Origin of the sequence: Bacteroides caecigallinarum (assembly GCF_021531075.1) — a bacterium.
Taxonomy (GTDB): Bacteria; Bacteroidota; Bacteroidia; order Bacteroidales; family Bacteroidaceae; genus Phocaeicola; species Phocaeicola caecigallinarum_B.
Genome location: NZ_JADYTJ010000001.1, coordinates 1 through 24,616, shown reverse-complemented (window position 1 = coordinate 24,616; position 24,616 = coordinate 1). Strand labels below are relative to the sequence as shown.

At 38.3% G+C, this 24,616-nt stretch carries 18 protein-coding genes, 1 rRNA gene and 1 pseudogene; 14 read left to right on the top strand and 6 right to left on the bottom strand.

The window, feature by feature from the left end; genetic code table 11:
• Positions 1-26: 26 nt before the first annotated feature.
• The 6 genes from I6E11_RS00100 to I6E11_RS00075 all read left to right on the top strand — a co-directional run bounded on the left by I6E11_RS00100 (position 27) and on the right by I6E11_RS00075 (position 13,072).
• Positions 27-4,679, top strand: coding sequence for a translocation/assembly module TamB domain-containing protein (locus tag I6E11_RS00100; protein ID WP_235335831.1), 4,653 nt, complete (start codon positions 27-29; stop codon positions 4,677-4,679).
• A gap of 52 nt (positions 4,680-4,731) precedes the next feature.
• On the top strand, positions 4,732-7,050 hold the full coding sequence (tamL, locus tag I6E11_RS00095; protein WP_235335830.1) for a translocation and assembly module lipoprotein TamL: 2,319 nt from the start codon (positions 4,732-4,734) through the stop codon (positions 7,048-7,050).
• A 99-nt stretch (positions 7,051-7,149) separates the two neighbouring features.
• Positions 7,150-7,950 carry a peptidylprolyl isomerase gene (locus I6E11_RS00090; protein ID WP_235335943.1) on the top strand — a complete coding sequence of 267 codons (801 nt, stop codon included), beginning with the start codon at positions 7,150-7,152 and terminating at the stop codon, positions 7,948-7,950.
• Positions 7,951-7,955: 5 nt separating this feature from the next.
• The gene (locus tag I6E11_RS00085; RefSeq protein WP_235335829.1) at positions 7,956-9,206 is read left to right on the top strand and encodes a M16 family metallopeptidase; all 1,251 of its coding nucleotides are present in this window, start codon (positions 7,956-7,958) and stop codon (positions 9,204-9,206) included.
• Positions 9,203-10,534: an MATE family efflux transporter gene (locus tag I6E11_RS00080; protein WP_235335828.1), complete on the top strand. Its 1,332-nt coding sequence runs from the start codon at positions 9,203-9,205 to the stop codon at positions 10,532-10,534. Before I6E11_RS00085 ends, I6E11_RS00080 begins: the two co-directional genes overlap by 4 nt.
• A 21-nt stretch (positions 10,535-10,555) precedes the next feature.
• Positions 10,556-13,072 (top strand): hybrid sensor histidine kinase/response regulator, encoded by a 2,517-nt coding sequence (locus tag I6E11_RS00075; RefSeq protein WP_235335827.1) that lies wholly within the window; start codon positions 10,556-10,558, stop codon positions 13,070-13,072.
• 5 nt (positions 13,073-13,077) lie between these two features.
• Here the strand turns inward: I6E11_RS00075 and I6E11_RS00070 are convergent, their stop codons facing one another.
• Together I6E11_RS00070 and I6E11_RS00065 are read right to left on the bottom strand one after the other, a co-directional pair.
• Positions 13,078-14,268: an LpxZ family protein gene (locus I6E11_RS00070; protein WP_235335826.1), complete on the bottom strand. Its 1,191-nt coding sequence runs from the start codon at positions 14,266-14,268 to the stop codon at positions 13,078-13,080.
• A gap of 199 nt (positions 14,269-14,467) precedes the next feature.
• A pseudogene (locus I6E11_RS00065) lies at positions 14,468-14,563 on the bottom strand (metallophosphoesterase); the annotation flags it as partial.
• Positions 14,564-14,641: 78 nt separating this feature from the next.
• Here I6E11_RS00065 and I6E11_RS00060 point away from each other — a divergent pair.
• Positions 14,642-15,529, top strand: a complete 888-nt coding sequence (locus tag I6E11_RS00060) for a 1,4-dihydroxy-2-naphthoate polyprenyltransferase (protein ID WP_262911632.1) — start codon at positions 14,642-14,644, stop codon at positions 15,527-15,529.
• A gap of 89 nt (positions 15,530-15,618) precedes the next feature.
• Here the strand turns inward: I6E11_RS00060 and ispF are convergent, their stop codons facing one another.
• From ispF to I6E11_RS00045, 3 genes are read right to left on the bottom strand one after another with little or no spacing between them, the layout of a single operon-like run.
• Positions 15,619-16,098, bottom strand: a complete 480-nt coding sequence (ispF, locus tag I6E11_RS00055; RefSeq protein WP_235335825.1) for a 2-C-methyl-D-erythritol 2,4-cyclodiphosphate synthase — start codon at positions 16,096-16,098, stop codon at positions 15,619-15,621.
• Positions 16,095-16,712, bottom strand: a complete 618-nt coding sequence (locus tag I6E11_RS00050) for a fumarylacetoacetate hydrolase family protein (RefSeq protein WP_235335824.1) — start codon at positions 16,710-16,712, stop codon at positions 16,095-16,097. Before I6E11_RS00050 ends, ispF begins: the two co-directional genes overlap by 4 nt.
• Positions 16,713-16,725: 13 nt before the next feature.
• A complete protein-coding gene (locus I6E11_RS00045; RefSeq protein WP_235335823.1) occupies positions 16,726-17,376 on the bottom strand; it encodes a redox-sensing transcriptional repressor Rex in 651 nt (216 codons plus the stop codon).
• Between the two features lie 111 nt (positions 17,377-17,487).
• Here I6E11_RS00045 and I6E11_RS00040 point away from each other — a divergent pair, with 111 nt between their 5' ends.
• The 7 genes from I6E11_RS00040 (at position 17,488) to rnc (ending at position 24,254) form a co-directional block, all read left to right on the top strand.
• Positions 17,488-17,829 (top strand): translation initiation factor, encoded by a 342-nt coding sequence (locus I6E11_RS00040; protein WP_235335822.1) that lies wholly within the window; start codon positions 17,488-17,490, stop codon positions 17,827-17,829.
• A gap of 382 nt (positions 17,830-18,211) precedes the next feature.
• Positions 18,212-18,742 carry a gamma carbonic anhydrase family protein gene (locus I6E11_RS00035; protein WP_235335821.1) on the top strand — a complete coding sequence of 177 codons (531 nt, stop codon included), beginning with the start codon at positions 18,212-18,214 and terminating at the stop codon, positions 18,740-18,742.
• Positions 18,743-18,771: 29 nt separating this feature from the next.
• The gene (locus I6E11_RS00030; protein ID WP_235335820.1) at positions 18,772-20,604 is read left to right on the top strand and encodes an ABC transporter ATP-binding protein; all 1,833 of its coding nucleotides are present in this window, start codon (positions 18,772-18,774) and stop codon (positions 20,602-20,604) included.
• A 13-nt stretch (positions 20,605-20,617) separates the two neighbouring features.
• Positions 20,618-21,628, top strand: a complete 1,011-nt coding sequence (gene pdxB, locus I6E11_RS00025; protein ID WP_235335819.1) for a 4-phosphoerythronate dehydrogenase PdxB — start codon at positions 20,618-20,620, stop codon at positions 21,626-21,628.
• Between the two features lie 167 nt (positions 21,629-21,795).
• Complete coding sequence (locus I6E11_RS00020; RefSeq protein WP_235335818.1) at positions 21,796-22,029, top strand: acyl carrier protein; 234 nt, start codon at positions 21,796-21,798, stop codon at positions 22,027-22,029.
• A gap of 17 nt (positions 22,030-22,046) precedes the next feature.
• Complete coding sequence (gene fabF / locus I6E11_RS00015) at positions 22,047-23,312, top strand: beta-ketoacyl-ACP synthase II (protein ID WP_235335817.1); 1,266 nt, start codon at positions 22,047-22,049, stop codon at positions 23,310-23,312.
• Positions 23,313-23,315: 3 nt separating this feature from the next.
• Positions 23,316-24,254 carry a ribonuclease III gene (gene rnc / locus I6E11_RS00010; protein WP_235335816.1) on the top strand — a complete coding sequence of 313 codons (939 nt, stop codon included), beginning with the start codon at positions 23,316-23,318 and terminating at the stop codon, positions 24,252-24,254.
• Positions 24,255-24,458: 204 nt separating this feature from the next.
• Here the strand turns inward: rnc and rrf are convergent.
• Positions 24,459-24,569 (bottom strand): 5S ribosomal RNA (gene rrf / locus I6E11_RS00005).
• Positions 24,570-24,616: the final 47 nt, after the last annotated feature.

Below are 24,616 nucleotides of genomic sequence, written 5' to 3'. Positions count from 1 at the left end.
TTCGCATGCATAAAGTAACACTAGATATGAAGAAAATTTTTAAATGGCTTGGAATAATAATATCCATTCCTTTTGCCCTGTTTATTATAATATCAATATTAATATATATACCTCCAATTCAGAACTTTGCAGTTAAAAAAGCGACTTCAATTGCTTCTGACGCTACAGGTATGGATATAAGTGTAGGTAAGATAACACTTTCTTTCCCTATCAATCTCAACATACACAATGTTTCTGCATTAGATAAAGGTGACACACTCTTGAATGCTGGGCAAATCACACTCAAAATACAAATGAAGCCTCTGTTCAGAAAACAGATAGAGATAGATGCTTTCAGGCTGAAAAATATAAGTCTGAATACTATGAACATGATTGAAGGACTAAAGCTGAAAGGCTCAATCGGAGAGCTGTATCTGGAATCGCATGGAGTTGATTTAGACCCGGAGACAGCAATTATAAATGAACTTAGACTAAAAGATACTAACCTTGACATATGCCTGGCAGATACGACTGCTGCAGATACCACAGCCGGCAAACCGCTATACTGGAAGATAATGCTGGAAAAAGCCAATATAGACAATGTAGCTGTACATATGGAAATGCCTCCGGACAGCATGAATATTGGGGTAAAACTTAAATCGGCTTTACTCACAGAAGGAACAATAGATCTGCACAAGGAAGCATACTCATTACGTAAGCTGTCAGTCAACGGTTCGGAAGCAGAATATATCACAGGAAATACAAAACCTGTAGAAGGATCCGGTCCGTCGTTTCTTTCCATTTCCGGCATAAACATTGGAATAGATTCTGTATATTACTGTGGAAACACCATCAAAGCAGATATTACTGATTTAAGAATGAAAGAGCACTGCGGTACTGACAAGTCGGCGAAGCCAATGGAAATATTGTCCGCACGAGGAAAAATTGATATGAACGACAGCCGGATGAAGGTGTCGGACTTTGAACTGAGGACCACAGATTCGTACATATCGCTGCAGGCTGATGCAGGATTCAGTATCGGCAGGCTGATAGATGGACAAATCCCCGTGGGGAATGACGGAAGTATTTCTGCCAGACTCATGGCCGACATCGGGAAAAATGACATTTTCAGGTTTGTCACCGGTATGCCGGAGGATTTGGCTTCGCCAATTTCTCAATTCAAAAAGGATTTTCCTTCTTCACCGTTACAGTTGCGAGCAGGAATAGACGGAAGCCTTGATGCCTTGAAGGTTACAACTGTAAGTGCAGAAATACCGGGGCATATCAGATTTATTGCCGACGGGTATGCCAACGATATAACAGACAGCACAAAGATGTGTGCCCGCATAAACATGGAAGCCGGTTTCCCGGATATGAAATTCGCAAAATCATTCCTGGGAACAACAGTTATTCCGCCGGACATGACATTGAGCGGAACTGCCGTCTTAAGAAATGACAGTATTATGTCTTTTATGAAAATGATGCAAGGCGAAGGAACTATGGAACTGAAAGCCGGATTTATACCAAAACATGAAACATACTTCGCCGCTATTGACGTAAATGACATCAATATTCATAACTTCATGCCGGAGGACTCACTGTTCAGGGTAAGTACATCTGTAGAAGCAAAAGGAAAAGGTTTTGATTTCATGTCGCCGGAGTGTGAAATGGAAATGAATCTTAATGTTTCCAACCTGGAATATGCCAAATACATACTTTCCGGTATAAATATGAATGCGAGTCTGAAGAATAATAATATAAACACCCTGATAAACATAAACGATAATCTGGCAGAAGCCTCTGTAAAACTGAATGCAAATATCTCGACAAAAAAGATTGCAGCAAACATGATTACTGATATAAAAAGGCTTGACCTGTATGCTATGGGAGTTTCGGCACAACCACTTAAAGCCGCACAAACAATAAACATTGATGCCGATACTGATTTAAACAGGAGACACAGTGCCAGAATAAAAATAGATAATATAAAACTGATAACACCAAAGAAGACATTTGCCACAAAAGATCTGAATTTGGGCGTCAACATGACAGAAGATTCACTGAGGAGCTATATCAATTCAGGTGATATGACTATGCTTTTAAGGACAACCGGAGGAATAGACCTGATTTCTGAAAGATTTACCAAAATAGCAGACATGGCTGAAAAACAATGGAAAAGCCGTGAAATGAATCTTGATACAATACGCAGGATGTTACCCGAAACCACATTCAGGATTTTTGCCGGTGATGACAATCCTCTGGCCAATACACTTGAGATGAGAAATATCGGTTTCGAAAAACTGTATGTTTCATTCGGGACTTCTCCTACTGAAGGAATAAACAGTAAAGCATATATGTATGGGTTGCATACAGACAGTCTGCAGCTGGATACCATCAGATTCGACATATCGCAAGATACTGCCGGCATTATCCTTGCCGGTGGAATAAAAGCCAACAAGACTAAAAGACAAGAAGCTTTTGACATATCATTTGATGGAGGAATTTTCAGGAACAGTGCCGGTATTATTGCCAAATACGATAATGAAAAACGTGAAACGGGAGCACTTATAGGAATGCAGGCTGTACTCAGGGAAAATGGAATAAGCCTGCATTTACTGCCGGAAAAGCCTGTACTTGTGTACAGAGAATTCAAACTGAACGAAGACAATTATATATTCCTAGAGGATAAAGGGAAAATTGGCTCCGCCGATTTTACAATTCATGCCAATATGCGGCTGTGGGACAATAACGGAACCGGACTGCACATCTTTTCTGTTCCTGACTCGACAGTGCTGCAGGATATAACAATGTCTGTCAATAAACTTGACATTGGCGAATTTAAACGTATCATTCCATACATGCCACCGATAAAAGGTATTATAAATGCCGAAGCCCATTATGTACAACATGATGAGAAATCGTTTATGACAGCATTGGAAACTGCAATAGATGCCCTGGAATACGGCGGCAAACCTTTAGGAGACTGGACTATGAGTGCTGTATATCTACCTGCTGAAAACGGAACACACAATGTGGACGGATATGTAACACGTAATGGCAGTACGCTGGCTGAAATTGCAGGAAAATACAGGGCGGCAGAGAATGAGGACAGTAAAGATAATATAAATGCACATTTGACACTACAGCGTTTTCCATTAATATTGGCAGGTGCCTTTGTTCCGGAAGATATGGCAAAGCTGTATGGTTATGCAAATGCTGATTTTCATATAAATGGAGCATCAGCATCACCGGTCATTAACGGTAGTCTGACGACGGACAGTGTAAATGTGTTTGTACCTATGGCTTCGGTAAGTCTCCGTTTCGGGAACAAGCCTGTAACTGTGACAGACAACAAACTGATGTTTGACAAGTACAGTATATACTCAAGAGGAAAGAATCCATATATCATAGACGGTAGTATAGACTTTGCCGATATGGAAAATATGTACATGGACCTTAAAATGACGGCTCGTAACTTCGAAGTCTTCAATTCTAAAAAGAACAGGACTTCTATGGTTTACGGGAAAATGTATATTGACCTGAATACTTCAATAAAAGGTACTCCTGATGCCATATCGGTGAAAGGTAATGCAAATATTCTGGGTAGTAGTGATTTCACATATGTTTTGCGCGAATCACCACTGACCGTGGAGGACAGACTGGCAGAAACCGTCACATTTGTAAACTTCTCTGATACGGCTGCTGCCGGAAGAAAGCCATTGCAAAATGTAAAACCGGGAGGTATAGACATGCTTGTAAATCTGCATATAGACCAGGCTGTACAATGCCGGGTAGATATTAACGAAAGTGGAACGAACTATATGCAGGTTGAAGGTGGAGGAGATCTGGCATTTCAATATACACCTGACGGCAATATGCTATTGAACGGCAGATATTCTCTAATGAGTGGAGAAATGAAATATGAAATGCCTGTCATTCCATTGAAAACTTTCCGGATTCGTGAAGGCAGTTTTATTGAATGGACAGGAAATGTAATGGATCCGCGACTGAACATTCAGGCATACGAAAGAACCAGAGCATCAGTAACCCAAGAGAATCAGAATCCAAGAATGGTTAGTTTCGATGTAGGTGTAAGCATCACCAACAGACTGAACGATTTAGGATTTGCATTTACTATAGATGCACCTGAAGACGGTTCTATGCAAAACGAACTGGCTGCAATGTCTGCATCACAAAAGAATAAGGCTGCAGTAACCATGCTGGTGACAGGAATGTATATTTCAGACAGTTCGACAGCCAAGTTGGATGCAAACAGTGCACTGAACTCTTATTTGCAAGGTCAGATAAACAGTATAGCCGGAAACGCACTGAAGACTATCGACCTGAGTGTGGGGATGGAGTCGACGAATGCTACTGAAACCGGAGATACGCGAACAGACTATAATTTCCAATTTGCAAAACGATTCTGGAACAACCGCGTACGTGTAGTTATAGGAGGTAAAATTTCAACAGGTAATGCAGCTGTAAGGGATGAGTCATTTATAGACAATATTTCTCTTGAATACAGACTGGACAACAGTGGAACCAGATATGTAAAACTCTTCCACGACAAGAAATATGCCAATGTACTGGAAGGTGAAGTAACAGAGACCGGGGCAGGTATAGTGCTTAAGAAAAAAGTAAGCAGAATAAAGGATTTGTTTATATTCCAAAGGAAGAAAAAGAAAGAAGAACTGTAGTCTTAAGCAAATCTTATATTGCAACTTTTTTAAAATTATTAATCAGATAGAGATGAAAATTCATATAATACCATTGCTGGTGGCTGCTGTCATTATTTCAGCCTCTTGTTCAACGACCAGGAATCTTCCTGAGGAAGAAATTTTATATACAGGTATCAAAAAAATTAATATTGAAGATATAGATACCAAAGAACATGGAAAGAAGACTATAGACGAGGTGACAGCTGCTGTAAGTGTAGCGCCAAACAACTCTTTCCTGGGAAGTGCAAAATACAGAATTCCACTTCCTGTAGGATTATGGATATACAATAGTTTTCAGAAATATGAAAAGGGACTTGGTAAATGGATCTTCAGGAAACTGGCAGCAAAGCCTGTGACACTATCGTCTGTCAATCCTGATACCAGAGTAAAAATAGCGTCAAACCTGCTGAAAGATTATGGATACTTCAATGGTGACGTAACTTACTCTGTGGACAGTACACGAAACCCACGCGCAATAAAAATAAGCTATGACATCAAAATGGGACAACCGTATCTGATAGATACGGTGACATACGAAGGATTTCCTGAACATGCAGACAATATAATAAGAAAACATCTCGATGAAAGGCTGATACACAGCAATGAAAATTTCAACGTGACAAAACTGAACGAAGAACGTGAAAGACTGGTATCGCTCTTCAAGGACAACGGTTACTACTTTTTCCGTGGTGAATATATTTCGTTTCTTGCCGATACACTTATACGACCGGGCTATGTAACCCTAAAAATAGTTCCCGGAAACAATATACCTGATGAAGCAAAAAAACAATATATCATAGGTAAAACTGAAGTTAACTTAATTGGCTATAACGGTGAGCAGCCGGAAGATTCAATCTGTGCCAGAGATTTTAAAGTGAATTATTTTGGCAAAAAGCCGGAACTAAAATATGGTGTCTTAAGAAAAAGATTTCTTTACCGAAGTGGTGAAACCTATTCTCTTACAAGACAAAACTATACACAGGAAGCTTTGGCCAGACTTGGTGTGTTCAAGTTCAATGAGTTCCAATACACTCCACGAAATGGTTCCGACACGCTTGATATCAAGGTAAACTCAATGTTCGATCTGCCATACGACAGTGAACTTGAGTTTAACCTGACTACAAAAGATACAAAGCAGACTGGCCCGGGAGCCAAATTCAATCTTTCCAGAAATAACTTCATGCGTATGGGAGCTTCGTTAAACCTTGAATTGAAAGGTTCATACGAATGGCAAACAAGTTCTACAGTAGACGGACGTAGTTCGGTAATGAATTCATATGAGTTGGGAGCTGCTCTTTCACTTGAGTTTCCACGTATTGTATTACCGTGGCTTAAGGACAGAATTGACCCATTCCGTTTCCCTTCAAACACAAACTTCAAACTATATGCCGAACAAATAAACCGTGCAAGATATTTCAAGATGCTGTCGTTTGGAGGAACAGTTTCATATAGTTTTCAGCCTAAAAGAAGTATGAAACATTCTGTCACACCTCTAAACCTTGCATTCAATACACTACAGAACAGAACAGAGGAATTCAATCAGATTGCAGCTCAAAATCCTATGTTATTCTATAGTTTGAATGACCAGTTTATTCCATCACAGTCATATACGGTGACATTCGATAACTCATACCGCAAAAGAAAGAACCGTGTGTGGTGGGAAAATTCACTTACCAGTGCCGGAAATATAACATCACTGATATATGCTGCATTAGGACAGAAATTTACAGAAAAAGACAAGAAATTATTGGGAACTCCTTTTGCACAATTTCTTAAATACTCTTCCGAAATAAGAAATACGGTATGGTTCAATGACATGCACCAACTGGCTTTTAGGGCTATGGGAGGAATAATATGGTCATATGGAAACAAAACCATTGCACCATATACCGAACAGTTTTATGTGGGAGGAGCAAACAGTATACGTGCATTCACCATACGTTCGATAGGTCCCGGACGCTATCAGCCTTCGGCCAGCAATACGTATTCATATGTAGACCAGACCGGAGACATAAAACTTGAAGCAAATATGGAGTATCGTTTCAGATTATTGTCTAAATTTGCAGGCGGAAACCTGAATGGGGCTGTTTTTCTGGATGCCGGCAATGTATGGTTGCTAAGAGATGATCCGGCACGACCTAATGCACAATTTACGTTCAATCGCTTTTTCGACAGCATAGCTCTCGGTACAGGAGCCGGTATACGTTATGATCTTGATTTTTTGGTTCTGCGTCTGGACTTGGGTATAGCCCTTCATGTGCCATATGACACCGGGAAAAAGGGATATTACAATATACCACGTTTCAAGGATGGAATGGGACTGCATTTTGCAATAGGTTATCCTTTCTAATAAACGGGCATATCATTCAGAGAGTTTGAGTATTAACAACTAATTGATTATTCAATCATGAAAAAAACTTTTGTTTTTATAATTATGGCCATATGCCTGATGGCTTGTACGGGAAACAGTAAATCAGAAAAAAAGACAAATATGGAAAAAGTAAACGAAACATTAGTCCGCCTTGAAACAACAATGGGCAACATTACAGTGAAACTATATGATGAAACTCCAAAACATAAAGAAAATTTCATCAAACTGGTAAAAGAAGGAGCATACGACAGCACTTTGTTTCACCGTGTAATAAAAAATTTTATGATACAAGCAGGTGATCCGTTAAGCAAAAATGCTACAGACACTACAACTTTAGGAAGCGGCGACGTGGGTTATACTATACCGGCAGAATTCAATAAAAACCTTTTCCACAAAAAAGGTGCTTTGGCAGCAGCCAGACAAGGCGACGAGGTAAATCCTGAAAGAGCATCTTCAGGATGTCAGTTCTATATAGTAACAGGAAGAAAATTCAGCGAAGCACAGATGATAAATATGGAAAACCATATGAACGAAGCACGTCTGGAAGAAGTGTTCAACAATCTGGCACGCAAGCATATGAAAGAAATTTACAAAATGCGTAAGGCCGGAGATACAGAAGGATTGCTGGAACTTCAAGACTCGCTTGAATACCAGGCTCGCAACATTGTAGAGAAAGAGCCGGCACTGAAATATACTAAAGAACAAAAGCAAGCTTATACCACCATAGGAGGAGCACCTCACCTTGACGGAGCATACACTGTATTTGGAGAAGTGACAGAAGGTATGGATGTAGTAGAGAAAATAGAACAAGTGGGAACAAACCGTGCAGACCGTCCTAAAATAGACATCAGAATACTTAAGGCTGAAGTAATTGAATAAATACCATGATAAACGTAAACCGTCATATACTCGATAATGGGTTACGCATAGTGCACAACGAGGACACTACAACTCAGATGGTGGCCCTGAATGTGCTCTATGATGTAGGAGCCAGAGATGAACATCCCGAACATACAGGATTTGCTCACCTGTTTGAGCACCTCATGTTTGGAGGCTCGATAAATATACCGGACTATGATACTCCTGTACAAAATGCCGGCGGAGAAAATAATGCATGGACAAACAATGATATAACAAATTATTATATCACACTACCATACAATAATGCAGAAATCGGGTTCTGGCTTGAAAGTGACAGGATGCTGTCTCTTGATTTCAATGAAAAAAGTCTCGAAATTCAGAAGAATGTAGTAACAGAAGAATTCAAACAAAGAAACCTGAACCAGCCTTATGGCGATGTATCGCACATACTTAGGGACATGGCTTATAAAACACATCCTTACCGGTGGCCTACTATTGGAAAGGAAATAAGCCATATCACAAATGCCACACTGGATGAAGTGAAAGAATTCTTCTACAGTTTCTATGCTCCAAACAATGCAATACTGGCGGTTAGCGGGAACATTTCATTTGAGGAAACCAAACGACTGGCAGAGAAGTGGTTTGGCAGTATACCTTCAAGAAAAATCAAGACACGAAACCTGCCTAAGGAAGAACTGCAGACAGAAGAACGCAGAATGACAGTATACAGGGATGTACCTGTGGATACTCTATATATGGCTTTCCACATATGCGGACGAAAAGAAAAAGATTATCATACTTTTGATATAATATCTGATATTCTTTGCAACGGACGTTCTTCGCGTTTCATCCAAAGACTGGTACTCGAGAAAAAGATATTCAGCTCTATTGATGCATACATATCCGGCAGTATAGACAGTGGGCTTTTCCACATAACAGGAAAACCATACGAAGGTATCACTCTGGAACAGGCAGAAGAAGAAGTATGGAATGAGCTGGAAAGGTTAAAACATGAAAAAACAGGAAATACAGAACTGGAAAAAGTAAAGAACAGATATGAAAGTGAACAGATTTTCAGTAATATAAATTATCTGTCTGTAGCTACAAATATGGCTTTTTTCGAACTGATAGGTAAAGCTGAAGACATTAATAATGAAGTACAAAAATATCGTTCAGTTTCATCAGAACAAATAGCAGAAGCATCTAAGAGGACTTTTATAAAACAGAATTGCAATATTCTGTATTACCAAAAATCATCCGACAGTAAAGAATGAAACAACATTACCGTACACTACTGTCACTTGGAATCCCGATAGTGATAGGCCAGATAGGAGTAATAATATTGGGATTTGCTGATACTTTAATGATTGGACATCATAGTACAACAGAACTGGCTGCTGCCAGTTTTGTAAACAATATGTTCAATCTGGCCATAATTTTCAGCACCGGATTTTCATACGGACTTACTCCCATTGTAGGAAGTATGTTTGGACGTGGCATGTATAACGACGTAGGTCGTGCACTTAAAAACAGTCTCGCAGCAAATTCATTGCTGGCAGTTCTAGTATGTGCTGTAATGGCAGGAGTTTATGCAGCCATACCGTATATGGGACAGCCCGTAGAGCTTATCCCTTATATCCGTCCGTATTTTCTCATCCTGCTTGCCTCAATACCATTCATTCTGTGGTTCAACGGTTTCAAACAGTTTGCCGATGGAATAACCGATACAAAAGTATCTATGTGGATATTGTTAAGTGGGAATATACTCAATATTATCGGCAATTACATTCTTATATATGGTAAATTAGGGTTCCCGGAATTGGGATTGTCAGGTGCGGGTATCTCCACTCTTATATCAAGAATACTCATGGTAATAGCTTTTGCTGTGTTATTCTTCATGACAGACAGATACAAAGAATTTAAACTTGGGTTCAATAAAGGAAAAGTAAACAAGACCGAATTTATTCATCTGAACAAATTGGGATGGCCGATAGCAGGACAAATGGGTATGGAAACTGCATCATTCAGTTTAAGTGCAATCATGATAGGATGGTTAGGTAGTATGGAACTGGCATCATATCAGATTATGATGGCTGTTTCTCAAGTATGCTTCATGATGTATTACGGAATGGGAGCTGCCGTATCTGTAAGAATAAGTAATTTCCACGGTCAGGATGATATGCAGAATGTGCGTCGTACCGCATATCATGGTTTTCACATAATACTGGTCATGCTGATTATAACAGGAATACCCATATTCCTGTTGAGAAACTACATAGGAGGATGGTTCACAGACAGCGAAGAAGTAAGCCGGATGGTTGCCGGAGTAATATATCCATTTCTACTATACCAGTTTGGAGATGCACTTCAAATAAACTTTGCAAACTCCCTTAGAGGTATAGCAGATGTTAAGCCTATGTTGCTTTACGCATTTATTGCATATTTTGTGATTTCATTACCTGCCGGGTATCTTTTCGGTTTCGTACTGGATGGTGGACTCATTGGAGTGTGGATGGCATTCCCTTTCGGGTTAACCAGTGCCGGCATTATGTACTGGCTAAGGTTCAGAAGCAAGACGCGTGATTTGATACAACATAATTAATTCATTAAAAGCGATATTGATATGTTTTCAACCAAGACAAAACTGGCTTTCGGCTACATTGTACTGATTATATTGTTATTTGGAGCCATAGGCTATGTATACAAGCAAATGAGCCTTCTCACACAAGCCACGGGACTCGAAGAAAGCATATACAACAGGCGCCGTACGACACACAACATTATCAGCCGGTTATATGAGACTGAAGTAATAGGACAAGCACTCCGTATAGGAAGTACTGATGAAATCTGGCTTTACACAAAGGCTATGAAAAAGGTGCATCTGTCATTGGACACACTAAGAAGCCAGCTTACAGACACAATCCAGCAAGCGCGTATAGATACTGTAAACATGTTGCTCCGCGACAAGGAACGCAACATGCTGGCAGTTATGGAAGCTATGAGTACCACACCTACCGACATGATATATCGCAAACAACTGGACAGTCTGCTTCATGAGCATGATTCATTAATTACAGAGAGTCATGTGAGACGCAGAGTAGTGACACACCACAACACCTACACCATAAAGCATGAGCCAAAAAGTTTTTTCAAACGACTGGCAGATGTTTTCTCTCCCGGGAAAGCCGATTCCACTGAGGTAAGCAATATTGTGGAGGAAGTTTTTACCGACACTATAGACCAGGTATTCAGTCCGATAGATACTATCGCTTCAATGCTGTCAGGAATACAGGACAAGGTTTTTCAGACACGTCAGGAGGAGCTTCGTACACTCAGCTACAGGGTAAACCGGCTGAAGATAGCGGGAACACACTTAAGCAGACGTGTAAATCAATTGCTTGAAAGCATTGAAGAAGACGAACAAAAGGCACTTGCCGCACGTATGTATCACGAACAGTCCATACGAAGAGATGCAGCTCTGGCCATTGCCGGAATATCTGTAGCCGGGATAATATTGGTTCTGGTATTCTTTACCATTATATGGCGTGACCTGACACGTAGTAACCATTACCGTAAAGAACTTGAAAAAGCACGAGACTATGCGGAAAATCTTTTAAGGGCACGCGAAAAGCTCATGCTCACAATTACTCATGACATAAAAGCTCCGGCAGGTTCTATCATTGGATATACCGACCTTCTGGAAAGACTCATTACAGACAAGAGACAAATCTTTTATCTGGCAAATATGAAGAACTCTGCACAACATCTTTTGGCACTGGTTACTTCATTGCTGGATTATCACCGTCTGGAAGCAGGAAAAATGGATCTTAATCCAGTAGCCTTCAGACCGTACAGACTGCTGGAAGACATATACAACAGTTTTCTTCCACTGGCAAACCAGAAGGGACTCACATTAAAATACATACCGGAATTTTCCGACAACGTAACATTGGAGGGTGACCCATTCCGTATACGCCAAATTGTAGAAAATTTAATATCAAATGCATTAAAATTCACTTCGGAAGGCGGTATTTCACTAACAGCATCGTATGTAGGCAACTTATTCACGTTCTCAGTGAGCGATACCGGCTGCGGCATGACTGATGCAGAATTAAAAAAAATATTCATTGAATTCACACGACTCCCGGGAGCACAAGGCCAGGAAGGATTCGGACTTGGACTGTCCATAACCAAAAAACTTACAGAACTACAAAACGGCAAGATAAACGTATACAGCACCCCGGGAAAAGGAAGCACGTTTGAGGTTAAAATTCCTCTTCCTTCTTTTGTTCACGCAAAAGAAAATATACCTAATGATGAACTAAAAGAGAATAATGCTGTTTCTTTAAAAAAGATACGTATTCTAATAATTGACGATGACAGAATACAGATGCAACTCACCCATGACATGCTACTTAGTATAAACAGCAATGCTATAGAGTCTATAACATGTTGTCAACATCCGGACGAGGTTTTCGCAAAAATCAAAGAAGAAAAGTACGATATTTTATTCACAGATATACAGATGCCTGCTTTAGACGGTTTCAAACTTCTGGAGTCGATACGCGAACTGTCATGTGAACAAGCCAAGTCCATCCCTATTGTTGCAATAACGGCACGTGCCGTCCCGGAGGATAAAGAATTTGTAAGACGTGGGTTTGCGGCTGTTTTACGCAAACCATTCAGTCGTACAGACTTATATGAAGCTCTATCTACAGGATTAGGAAACATGCAAGATATAGCTATTAATACAGAACAAGCTGCTGAAGAAAAGGTGAAAAACAAAAACGATGAAGAAGATTTTAATTTCTTACGTTTAACAGAATTCTCGATTGATGATGAAGAAGCAGCAAAAAACATATTGTCGACTTTTGTGGATGAAACAGAAAAGAACATAAACAAACTAAAAATCGCAATAGAAGAAAAAGATACAATTACGATATGCAGTATTGCCCATAAAATGCTTCCAACATTTATCATGATAGAAGCCAAAAGTGCGATACCGTCTCTACAATGGCTGGATGAACATAAGAACAAAAGCACAGACCCAACTTTGGCCGACGTTCATGCCCGCAATATAATAAATACATCAGAAAAGGTAATTGATGCAATATCAAAAAGCATTACCAAAGATAAATAAGGGGCTTAGAAACGCTTCAACAGGAATCCGAAGTCTGTTTTCAAATATATTCCGGCAATAAAGCTCACGGAATTAGGAATGTAAGTTTTACTGTCATGTGTCTCTACATTTGTGGCGTATTGACTTACATCGCACTTAAATGTATTATAGACATCTGCATGAACTCCCAAAGCGAAACCTTTTCCTATAGAATGTGAATACTCCAAGCTTAAAAAGGCCGTTTTAGGATTATTGTATACAAGATTCTTACCGGACATTGATATTGAACCGAACAAAGGATCTCCCATAAGTGATACAAAGTTATGACACTGCCAATAGCCGGCCTTGATATCAAAATCACCTATATCTGCCAGTAACCTGCCATACAAGCCATAACCTTTATCAAAAGGGAATGTACTACCCTTTTGCTGAGCATAATATGCAGCATCAACTTCTATATTCATTTTTCTTAAATATCGGAAAGGCATCTTCACATCCAGCCCTATGCCCGCAGCTGCATTAATCCATGTTTTTACACTTCTTTCAGAAGCTGTAGTGTTTATCTCACCTCCCTGATGTTTAAATAGTATTTGAAGAGGGATATAACAATGAAAATTATTGTTTTCTGACAAAAGTGAGTTAGTCTTTATACGAGAAGATACGCCAAAAGTGAATTCTTCCTGTCTACTGTCTTCCTGAAAAATGAAACTTTCCCAATTGACCCACATATCCAAATTCAAATGACGTGTATTCCAAAGAAACTGAACCCCTGATTCCGGATCTGATGTCATAACCATTTCCTTATTGTAAAGAGGCTCAATAAGACCATGATTATTCCTGCCATAAATATTTCCAAGCACCAATGAAACTCCGGGAAGAGGAGCATAATGTACACGGAAGAAAGGCACGGCATGAAACGAACTCTGAACGCCATTACCTGCTGTTTCGTATTCCGGAAGATTTACATAATGAGTATTGGGATATTTACTTTCTCCCCAATACCTTAGCATATATGCTCCGGCTTCAATCTTTAATGTCCTGAGTGGCTGATATGACACGGAAGGTAAAATCCATAATCCGGGCAATGTATATCCTTTCACCAGACTTCCTTTATATTCGTTGTCACGAAAAAAATTCATATTACGAAAACGTAATCTGAGTTCGCGAACTTCGTTTGAAACAAAAGATGTATCTTCTGTATATATAAGACTTGTCATATTTTGCGAATATAAGGTATGAGTAGTACACAGACAAAAGAAAAACAATACAGATAAATAACGTAAATACGAATTCATTTTAAACCAAAAACATTTTTCCATTTTTTGACATATAGGTATTTTTCAGTATGCAAAAATAGCAAGTTAATATTTCATATGTATAATTTTCTGTAAAAAAGTAATCACTTGGCACAACATATCATTCAGCCGTTTCAAGGATAATGAGAACAACCTCACCTGGAGTAAAAAGTCTTATATCCCTGCGGGATGTTCCCGGACCATTACTTATTATAATAAAAAAAGTTTTTCACAGTTCCATAAGCAAAAATAGCATTTTATATACTAATTTTGTATCAAGTTTTAGAAAAAGATTATGACAGTCAAGACCAATTCAATAAAAGCATGGATTCTGGCATCGCGCCCAAAAACACTTACCGGAGCCGCAATTCCGGTTATGATCGGTTGCGCATTGGCTTATATTTACGGACACTTCAAACTGACTCCTGCTATATTATGTTTCGTTTTTGCATTTCTTATGCAAATCAATGCCAATTTCATAAATGATCTTTTTGATTTTATAAAAGGGACTGACCGCGAAGACCGTCTCGGTCCTGAACGCGCTTGTTCACAGGGGTGGATTTCGCCCAAAGGAATGAAAACAGGAATATGCATAACTACAATATTGGCAGGTATAACCGGCCTGTCATTATTGTTTTTTGGTGGGCTGGAATTAATTCCGATAGGTGTGGCATGCATAGTATTTGCTTTTCTATATACAGCCGGGCCTTACCCCCTTGCTTACCACGGATGGGGTGATGTACTCGTATTGGTATTCTTTGGATTTATCCCTGTAGGATTTACTTATTATATTATGTCACACGAATGGAATACTTCGGTCACTATTGCTTCTCTGGCATGCGGACTCATTACAGACACCCTGTTGATGATAAATAATTTCAGAGACAGAGAGCAAGATGCTATCAGCGGTAAAAAAACAATAGTAGTAAGATTAGGAGCCAAAGCCGGTATTATTCTATACTTTCTGCTTGGCCTTGTGGCATGCTGGCTTTGTTTCTATTTCATAACTATAGGGAAAATATATGCAGCCTTACTTCCGCAGTTTTACCTGATATTGCACATCATGACCAGTATAAAAATGGCTAAAATAAATAAAGGAAAAGCGCTGAATCTTATTCTTGGCGAGACATCAAGGAATATGCTTATATTTGGAATAATGCTCACACTGGGATTAATTCTATAATTATATTTGCGTCGTAACATCCGATAAGAAAAGTTCATCCTCTGCTCTTTATATTCTGAACAGGGGATGAACAATACAAAAAAATAAAACTAAGTTTTTTCAATCAGAACTGTAGCATAGGCGGAAATACCTTCTTCACGTCCGGTAAATCCCAGTTTTTCTGTTGTTGTAGCCTTTATCGAAACATCATCCACATCTATTCCCATGACTCGGGCCAACACCTTCTGCATTTCCGGGATTCCGGCCTTTAGCTTCGGGCGTTCTGCACAGACAGTAGCATCAATATTACCTATAGTGTAACCTTTTTCCTCTATCAGTTTTACCGTACGTGCCAGTAATATCTTACTGTCTATATCCTTAAATTCACCTGCATTATCCGGGAAATGATAACCTATATCACGCATGTTGGCTGCTCCCAGAAGGGCGTCGCATATGGCATGTATCAGTACGTCGGCATCAGAATGCCCCAACAATCCAAGTTCGTGTTCCCACTTTATTCCACCAAGCCAAAGCTCCCTTTCGGGTACCAGACGGTGTACATCATAACCAAATCCTACTCTTATCTTCATCGTATATAAAAATCCAGAACTTTTTCATTTTCAAGATATCCCTCCAAATGATTATCTATACTCACCGGCCCTACTCCTGCCGGAGTACCGGTAAACAGCAAATCTCCTATTTTCAGTGTACAGAACTGACTGACATAGGCTATTATCCTGTCCACTCCGAAAAGCATATCGCGGGTATGACCGGTCTGTACGGTTTTACCGTCAATGTCAAGACGAAAGTGTATATCCTGTATATCATTAAACCTATCGATACTTACCCAATCACCGATAGCGGCAGAACTGTCGAAGCCTTTACACAGTTCCCAGGGTTTTCCCTCCGAACGGAATTTTTTCTGCAAATCACGAGCTGTAAAATCAATACCTACTGTCACAGCATCATAATAACGATGTGCAAAACGCTCGGAGATATTCTTCCCCAGTCTGTTGATACGTACTACCAGTTCTGTCTCGTAGTCTGTCTGTTTCGAAAAATCCGGAATAAAAAAAGGTTTGCTGTCCTTAAGTAATGCAGAATCCGGTTTCATAAAAATTACCGGTTCCTGTGGCAAGGCTTCATCGGCATGAAGTTCCTTGCAGTGAAGGGAATAGTTCATCCCTGTTGCTATAATCTTCATATATGTATATCGGTTATTTTAATTCTTCATTCAAACGATTGAACATAACAGCCAGATGTGCATACAGCGACGTATTCTGCACCACAATATCTCCGGGTACACGTATTCTGAACGGTGTAAAATTCCATACCGCCTTTATACCCTCGCCTATCATATAATCAGTAATGGTCTGAGCAATACTGATTGGCACTGTAAGGATTCCAATATTTACATTAGATTTTTTTATTATTTCCGGAAACTCATCGGTGTGGTAGACCGGTATTCCGGCAATATTAGTACCCACCTTTTTAGGATCTACATCGAATGCGCCCACTATTTCAAGACCGAAATGAGAAAGACCTGTATCCTGAAGCAAAGCAGCACCAAGACTACCAACACCAAACAAATATGCCTTATGCATATTGGTAAATCCAAGAAAATCTTCGAGCACACCAATAAGACAATCAATATCATATCCAACACGTGTACGTCCTGAAACAGCTACATACGATAAGTCTTTTGCTACTTGTGAAGCATCAATATTTATCTGTCTGGAAATCTGTGTAGATGATACATACTTTTCCCCTTGGTTTCTCATCAGTTTTGCACAAGACAAATACCAAGGCAGACGACGAAGTGTAGGTTCCGGTACATTATCCGATATTTTTCGAACTGGCGCTGTCATGACATAAATAAAACTATACTGTTAATTGCAAAATTAGTCTATTTATTTGTAAACGCACACATAATAAAGAAAAAGTTTATATCTTTGATTGAAATTAAATATTACCAGAATATGAAAAATAATGATTGGAAAGAGAGACTTAACATTGTGTATTCCACAAATCCAGATTTTAAATATCAAACAGAGGAAACAGAGGAAGAATGTGTAACTCCTGATAAGAAAGACCAAAAACTCAGAGTTTCAATAGAAAAAAAAGGAAGAGGAGGAAAAACCGTAACGTTAATAACCGGATTTACAGGCTGTGATGATGACCTTAAGGAACTTGGGAAAATCCTTAAAACCAAATGTGGAGTTGGAGGTTCTGCCAAGAATGGGGAAATTATTATACAAGGAGATTTCAAACAAAAAATTATCGAGCTGTTAAAGTCTGAAGGATATACACAAACAAAATAATATAGGGATAACAGATACAAACAAAAAACGCTGCCCATCAACGGGCAACGTTTTCTAGAATGAATGAAAAACAAGTGAATGTGATTTTTTTCTTAGAATAGAATTATTTTCTTAAAATCCAAATTAAAAAACGATTAAAGAGATACGGGTTATTTTAAATATTAAACAAATATCTTTATTAACTTCTGTGCAAATATAAAAACATATTATTTAATTACCAAATAAAAAGCACTTTTTTAAATTAAAATATTTAATAATCCAGTTTTATATAATACAAATAGATAAATAACTTGGTAAAAATACAGAAAATGAAGGTGTAAGATATAAGATAATAGAATTAATTCGCACTTTTGTCAATAATCTTTTTTTATATTTATATCATATGGCATTAATAAAATCAGTAAGAGGTTACACCCCCAAAATGGGTAATAACTGCTATCTTGCAGACAATGCTACAATAATAGGAGATGTAGTGATGGGAGACGACTGTAGCATTTGGTTCAATACTGTATTAAGAGGTGATGTAAACTCTATTCGGATTGGCAACAGAGTAAATATCCAAGACGGAACAGTACTACATACACTATACGAAAAATCAGTCATTGAAATTGGCAATGATGTATCCATAGGGCACAATGTTACATTACACGGTGCATGCGTAAAAGACAATGCACTTATAGGCATGGGATCTACCTTATTGGACAATGCAGTAGTAGGTGAAGGTGCTATTGTTGCTGCAGGTGCTTTGGTATTGGCCAATACAAAAATAGAGCCACATACTCTTTGGGGTGGAGTCCCTGCAAAATTCATAAAGAAAGTAGATCCAGAACAAAGTAAAGAATTAAACCAGAAGATAGCTAACGGATATCTTATGTATGCTTCATGGTTCAAAGATGAAGATAACAAAGATTGATAAATCAAAATTTACCAAATAATACATTGATGAAAGAATTTTTCAGTTTACTAAAAAGGTTTGTATCGCCGTATAAAAGATTTGTTGCATGGGCAGTAATATTAAATGTGCTATCTGCAATTTTCAATGTTTTCTCATTCTCATTGTTAATACCAATACTGAATATTTTATTCAAGACAGATGGAGGTGATAAAGTATACACATTCATGGAATGGGGAAGTGCACCTTTAAAAGATGCGGCTGTAAATAACTTCTATTATTATGTATCCCAATTAATAGAAATATATGGTTCGTCAAACACACTATTGTGGCTTGGATTATTTCTGGCAGGAATGACATTACTTAAAACAGCATGTTATTTCGGGTCATCAGCTGTAATGATTCCGCTACGTACAGGAGTAGTACGCGATATCAGGACACTGGTATACTCGAAAATAATGTACCTTCCACTTAATTTCTTTTCTTCAGAAAGGAAAGGAGATATTATAGCAAGAATGAGCGGTGACGTAACAGAAATAGAGACATCTATAACCAGTTCGCTGGATATGTTACTTAAGAATCCAATCCTTATTATATCATACTTCGCTACACTCTTTATTACAAGCTGGCAATTGACAGTATTCACACTACTTGTTCTGCCTACAATGGGATGGGTAATGGGACAAGTTGGAAGAAAACTTAAAAGAAAATCGTTGGAAGCTCAAGACAAATGGAGCGAAACGATGTCACAACTTGAAGAAACACTTGGAGGTTTGCGAATTATAAAAGCATTCGTAGCAGAAGAAAAAATGATAAACCGCTTTAATAAATGCAGCAATGAGTTCAGACAAGCAACAAACAAAGTAGCGACACGTCAAGCTTTAGCACATCCTATGAGTGAATTCCTTGGTACAATATTAATAGTAATAGTATTGTGGTTTGGAGGTTCACTGATACTTGGAGAAAAATCATCAATAGATGCACCGACATTTATATTCTATATGGTTATATTGTATAGTGTTATAAACCCTCTGAAGGAATTCTCCAAAGCAGGATACAGCATTCCTAAAGGATTAGCTTCGATGGAAAGAGTGGACAAAATCCTAAAAGCAGAAAACAATATTATCGAAAAAAGCAATGCTGTACATATCAATGAGCTTAAAAGTGATATAACATTCCAAAACGTATCATTCAGCTATGGAGAAAATGAAATTCTGCATGATATTAATCTTAAAATAAAGAAAGGTGAGACAATAGCTCTTGTAGGACAAAGCGGATCAGGAAAATCTACCCTAGTAGACCTAATTCCACGCTTCCATGACGTGCAAAAAGGAAAAGTCATGATAGACGGAATAGATGTTAAAGATCTTGCAGTTAAGGATTTACGTTCACTAATAGGAAATGTAAATCAGGAAGCAATCTTATTTAACGACACATTCCTGAACAATATTACATTTGGAGTAGAAAATGCTACAATGGAACAAGTTATTGAAGCTGCAAAGATAGCAAATGCTCACGATTTCATTATGGAGACAGAAGAAGGTTATAATACCAACATAGGTGATAGAGGATGCCGTCTTTCAGGAGGACAGCGTCAAAGGATATCAATAGCAAGAGCTATTTTAAAAAATCCTGCAATATTAATATTAGATGAAGCAACCTCTGCACTCGATACAGAAAGCGAAAGACTGGTACAGGAAGCACTTGAAAGATTAATGAAAACTCGTACCACTATAGCTATTGCACATAGATTATCAACCATAAAAAATGCTGATACAATATATGTACTTTATGAAGGTAATATTGTAGAAAGCGGTAAACATGAAGAATTACTAAAGAAAAACGGTTACTACAAAAGGCTGAATGACATGCAAGCCCTTTAGACTGAATAAAAATATGAAAATAGTTGTTGACAACAAAATTCCCTATATAAGAGAAACTCTGGCTAAAATTACAGAAGATGTCGTATATCTGCCAGGAAATGAAATTAATGCAGAATATGTAAAAGACGCAGATGCAATTATAACGAGAACAAGGACTCAATGCAACAGACAACTACTGGAAGGTAGCAGCGTAAAGTTCATAGGGACTGCAACAATTGGCTTTGACCATATAGATACAGATTATTGCAAACAGGCAGGAATAGTATGGAAAAACTGTCCTGGTTGCAATGCAGGAGCCGTTGAACAGTATATAGATGCTGTAATAAGTTTGCTTAAGAAGGAGAAAGGATTAAACACAGACAATATTTGTATGGGCATAGTCGGAGTTGGCAATGTCGGTTCCAGAATAATGTCTTTGGCAAAAAGATATGGGATGAATGTTCTGTTGAATGATCCTCCAAGAAAAGACTGTGGTGAGAGTGGTTTTGTAGATATTGACACGATAGTGAGGGAATGCGATATTATCACTTTCCACACCCCACTTATTAAAGAAGGGAAATATAAAACATTCCACCTAGCTGATAATAATTTTTTCAATTCATTACGTAAAAAGCCAGTCATTATCAACACTTCGAGAGGGGAAGTCATTGATACTAACGCTATACTAAATGCAATCAGAAAAAATTGTGTATCGGAAACCATAATAGACGTATGGGAAAACGAACCAAACATAAATCTTGAACTACTTAATAAAGTCTACATAGGCACACCACATATTGCAGGATATTCAATTGACGGGAAATATAATGCAACAATGATGACGTTAAAATCATTATGTGATTTTTTCCAAATTAACTTAGATATAGATTCATCATTGCCAGAAAACATAAAATCATTAGGGCCATCGGATAAAAAAGATAATATACTTTCATGCTACAATCCTAAGAATGACTACAATATACTAATTGCCCATCCTGAGGATTTCGAAAAGATAAGAGGAAATTATAATCTTAGGAAAGAATAATAACGATTTTTACGAGAATTACATGCTATTTTATGCACAATACAGATGTTTTTGTGCAAAAAAATGCATTTATTTCGCTGAATATTTGGTGAAAACAAGAAATATTTATTCCTTTGCAGCAAATATTTAATCAAAAAACAATTTTATAAACTTAAAAATTTAGAATTATGTCTGAAATTGCATCAAAAGTACAGAAAATTATCGTTGATAAATTAGGTGTAGAAGAATCAGAAGTAGTAGCAACAGCTAGCTTTACTAACGACCTAGGTGCTGACTCTTTGGATACAGTTGAATTGATCATGGAATTCGAAAAAGAATTCGGTATCTCTATTCCAGATGATCAGGCAGAAAAGATCCAGACTGTAGGCGACGCTATCTCTTACATCGAAGCTAACAAATAATTAATTCTCTAAAATTTATGGAATTAAAGAGAGTAGTAGTAACAGGTCTTGGCGCATTAACACCATTGGGTAATACTGTTCCAGAATTTTGGAACAATCTTATCAATGGAGTAAGTGGGGCAGGACCTATTACTCACTTTGATGCTTCAAAGTTTAAGACTCAGTTTGCATGTGAAGTTAAAAACTTCAATGCGGCAGATTATATGGACCGTAAAGAGGCTCGCAAGATGGACCTCTATACACAATACGCAGTAGCTGCAGCCAAAGAAGCTGTAACAGATGCTGCTATTGATGTAGAAAAAGAAGACTTGAACAAAGTTGGTGTTATTTTGGGTGTTGGTATCGGTGGTATCCGTACTTTCGAAGAGGAAGTCGGTGGATACGAACAGACAAAAGATACTATTGGACCAAAATTCAGTCCTTTCTTCATACCAAAAATGATTGCCGACATCGCATCCGGCCAGATTTCTATCATGTACGGTTTCCACGGACCTAACTTCACTACTACTTCTGCATGTGCTTCATCATCAAATGCCATTGCCGACGCTTTCAACTATATCCGCTTAGGCAAAGCTAATATAATAGTAACAGGTGGTGCTGAAGCAGCTATCTTCGCAGCTGGTGTTGGTGGTTTTAATGCAATGCACGCACTCTCTACTCGCAATGATGATCCAAGTCGCGCTTCACGTCCATTCAGTGCAAGCCGTGACGGATTCGTTATGGGAGAAGGTGCAGGTATTCTGATTCTTGAGGAACTGGAACATGCCAAAGCTCGTGGAGCCAAGATTTATGCAGAACTTGCCGGTGTTGGTGCTTCTGCAGATGCACATCATCTTACTGCATCTCATCCTGAAGGACTTGGTGCTAAATTGGTTATGATGAATGCACTGGAAGATGCAGGAATGCAACCGGAAGACATCGACTACATCAATGTTCACGGAACATCAACTCCTGTAGGAGACGTTTCTGAAGTAAAAGCTATCAAAGAAGTTTTCGGCGAACATGCTTATAAACTTAACATTAGCTCTACTAAGTCTATGACAGGTCATTTGCTTGGAGCCACTGGTGGTGTAGAAGCCATTGCGAGTGTTTTGTCTGTTAAGAATGACATTGTACCTCCAACAATTAACCACGAAGAAGGTGACAACGATGAAAATATCGACTATAACCTTAATTTTACATTCAATACAGCTCAAAAACGTACAGTACGTGCTGCATTGAGTAATACATTTGGTTTTGGCGGTCACAATGCTTGTGTAATCGTTAAAAAATACACTGAATAAACTGTGTTAGCAAATATTACAGATAGAATAAGACTCTTTTTCCGAAAGGAAAAGGAGCCTTATTTTCGTTTTTATAGGATTTTAGGGTTTTATCCCCATAACATTGAAATATACAAACAAGCCCTACTTCACAAATCATCATCTGTAAAGACTCAAGGTAAGCTTATAAACAATGAACGACTAGAGTTTTTAGGAGATGCAATACTGGACGCTGTAGTAGCTGATATTGTATATAAAAGATTTGAAGGTAAAAGAGAAGGCTTTCTTACAAATACAAGATCGAAAATCGTACAAAGAGAGACATTAAACAATATTGCCATAAATATCGGTCTGGATAAACTTATAAAATATTCTTCCAAACAATCTTCACACAACAGCTATATGAGTGGAAACGCATTCGAAGCACTTATAGGAGCAATTTATCTTGACCGCGGATACAGGGCTTGTAAGAAGTTCATGGAAAAACGGATTATTGGCCAATATATAAATCTCGACAAAATATCTCGTAAAGAAGTCAATTTCAAATCAAAATTAATAGAATGGAGTCAGAAAAATAAATTTGAAATAGAGTTCCGACTAATAGGACAAAGTTTGGACGAGAGTCAGAATCCTATTTTTGAAAGTCAAATTATTGTTGAAAACATTCCTGGAGGCATAGGTAAAGGTTATTCAAAGAAAGAGTCACAGCAGGAAGCTGCCCATACCACAATGAATATGATTAAAAAGGATTCGTTATTCATTGATGCTATATTTGCAGCCAAAAATGAAAGAGAAAATGCAGAGAAACCTGTACACAATGACACACAGAATAATCTAGATACAATAATTGAAGAAGAATATAAATTCGACTCTATTGAAAAGACATATAGTGATGACGAGAAAATAATTTCCGAGGCAGAGGAAGCTGCTTTTGCCCAGGAAGAAACTGAGAAAGAAAAATAAATACTCTAAGTACAAAAAGAAAAAAACCTTTTCAAGACGAATTACACCCCAAAAGCTAAACCAAAAGCTTTTGGGGTGTAATTCGTTTATAAAGGGTAGTTTTGAACATTATCGTGCGAGAAACATATAATGCCCTGTAATTTTGAATCCCAATAAACGCGAAAATCCCCGAAGTATCTCTACCTCGGGGATCTTTCTCTATTAAAACGGCGACTACCTACTCTCCCACATGTACGCAGTACCATCGGCGTGACGAAGCTTAACTTCTCTGTTCGGAATGGGAAGAGGTGGAACCTTCGTGCTATAGTCACCTGAATATCTTTATTTACTTTTCAGATCACTTCACATGAATCAACAAACTG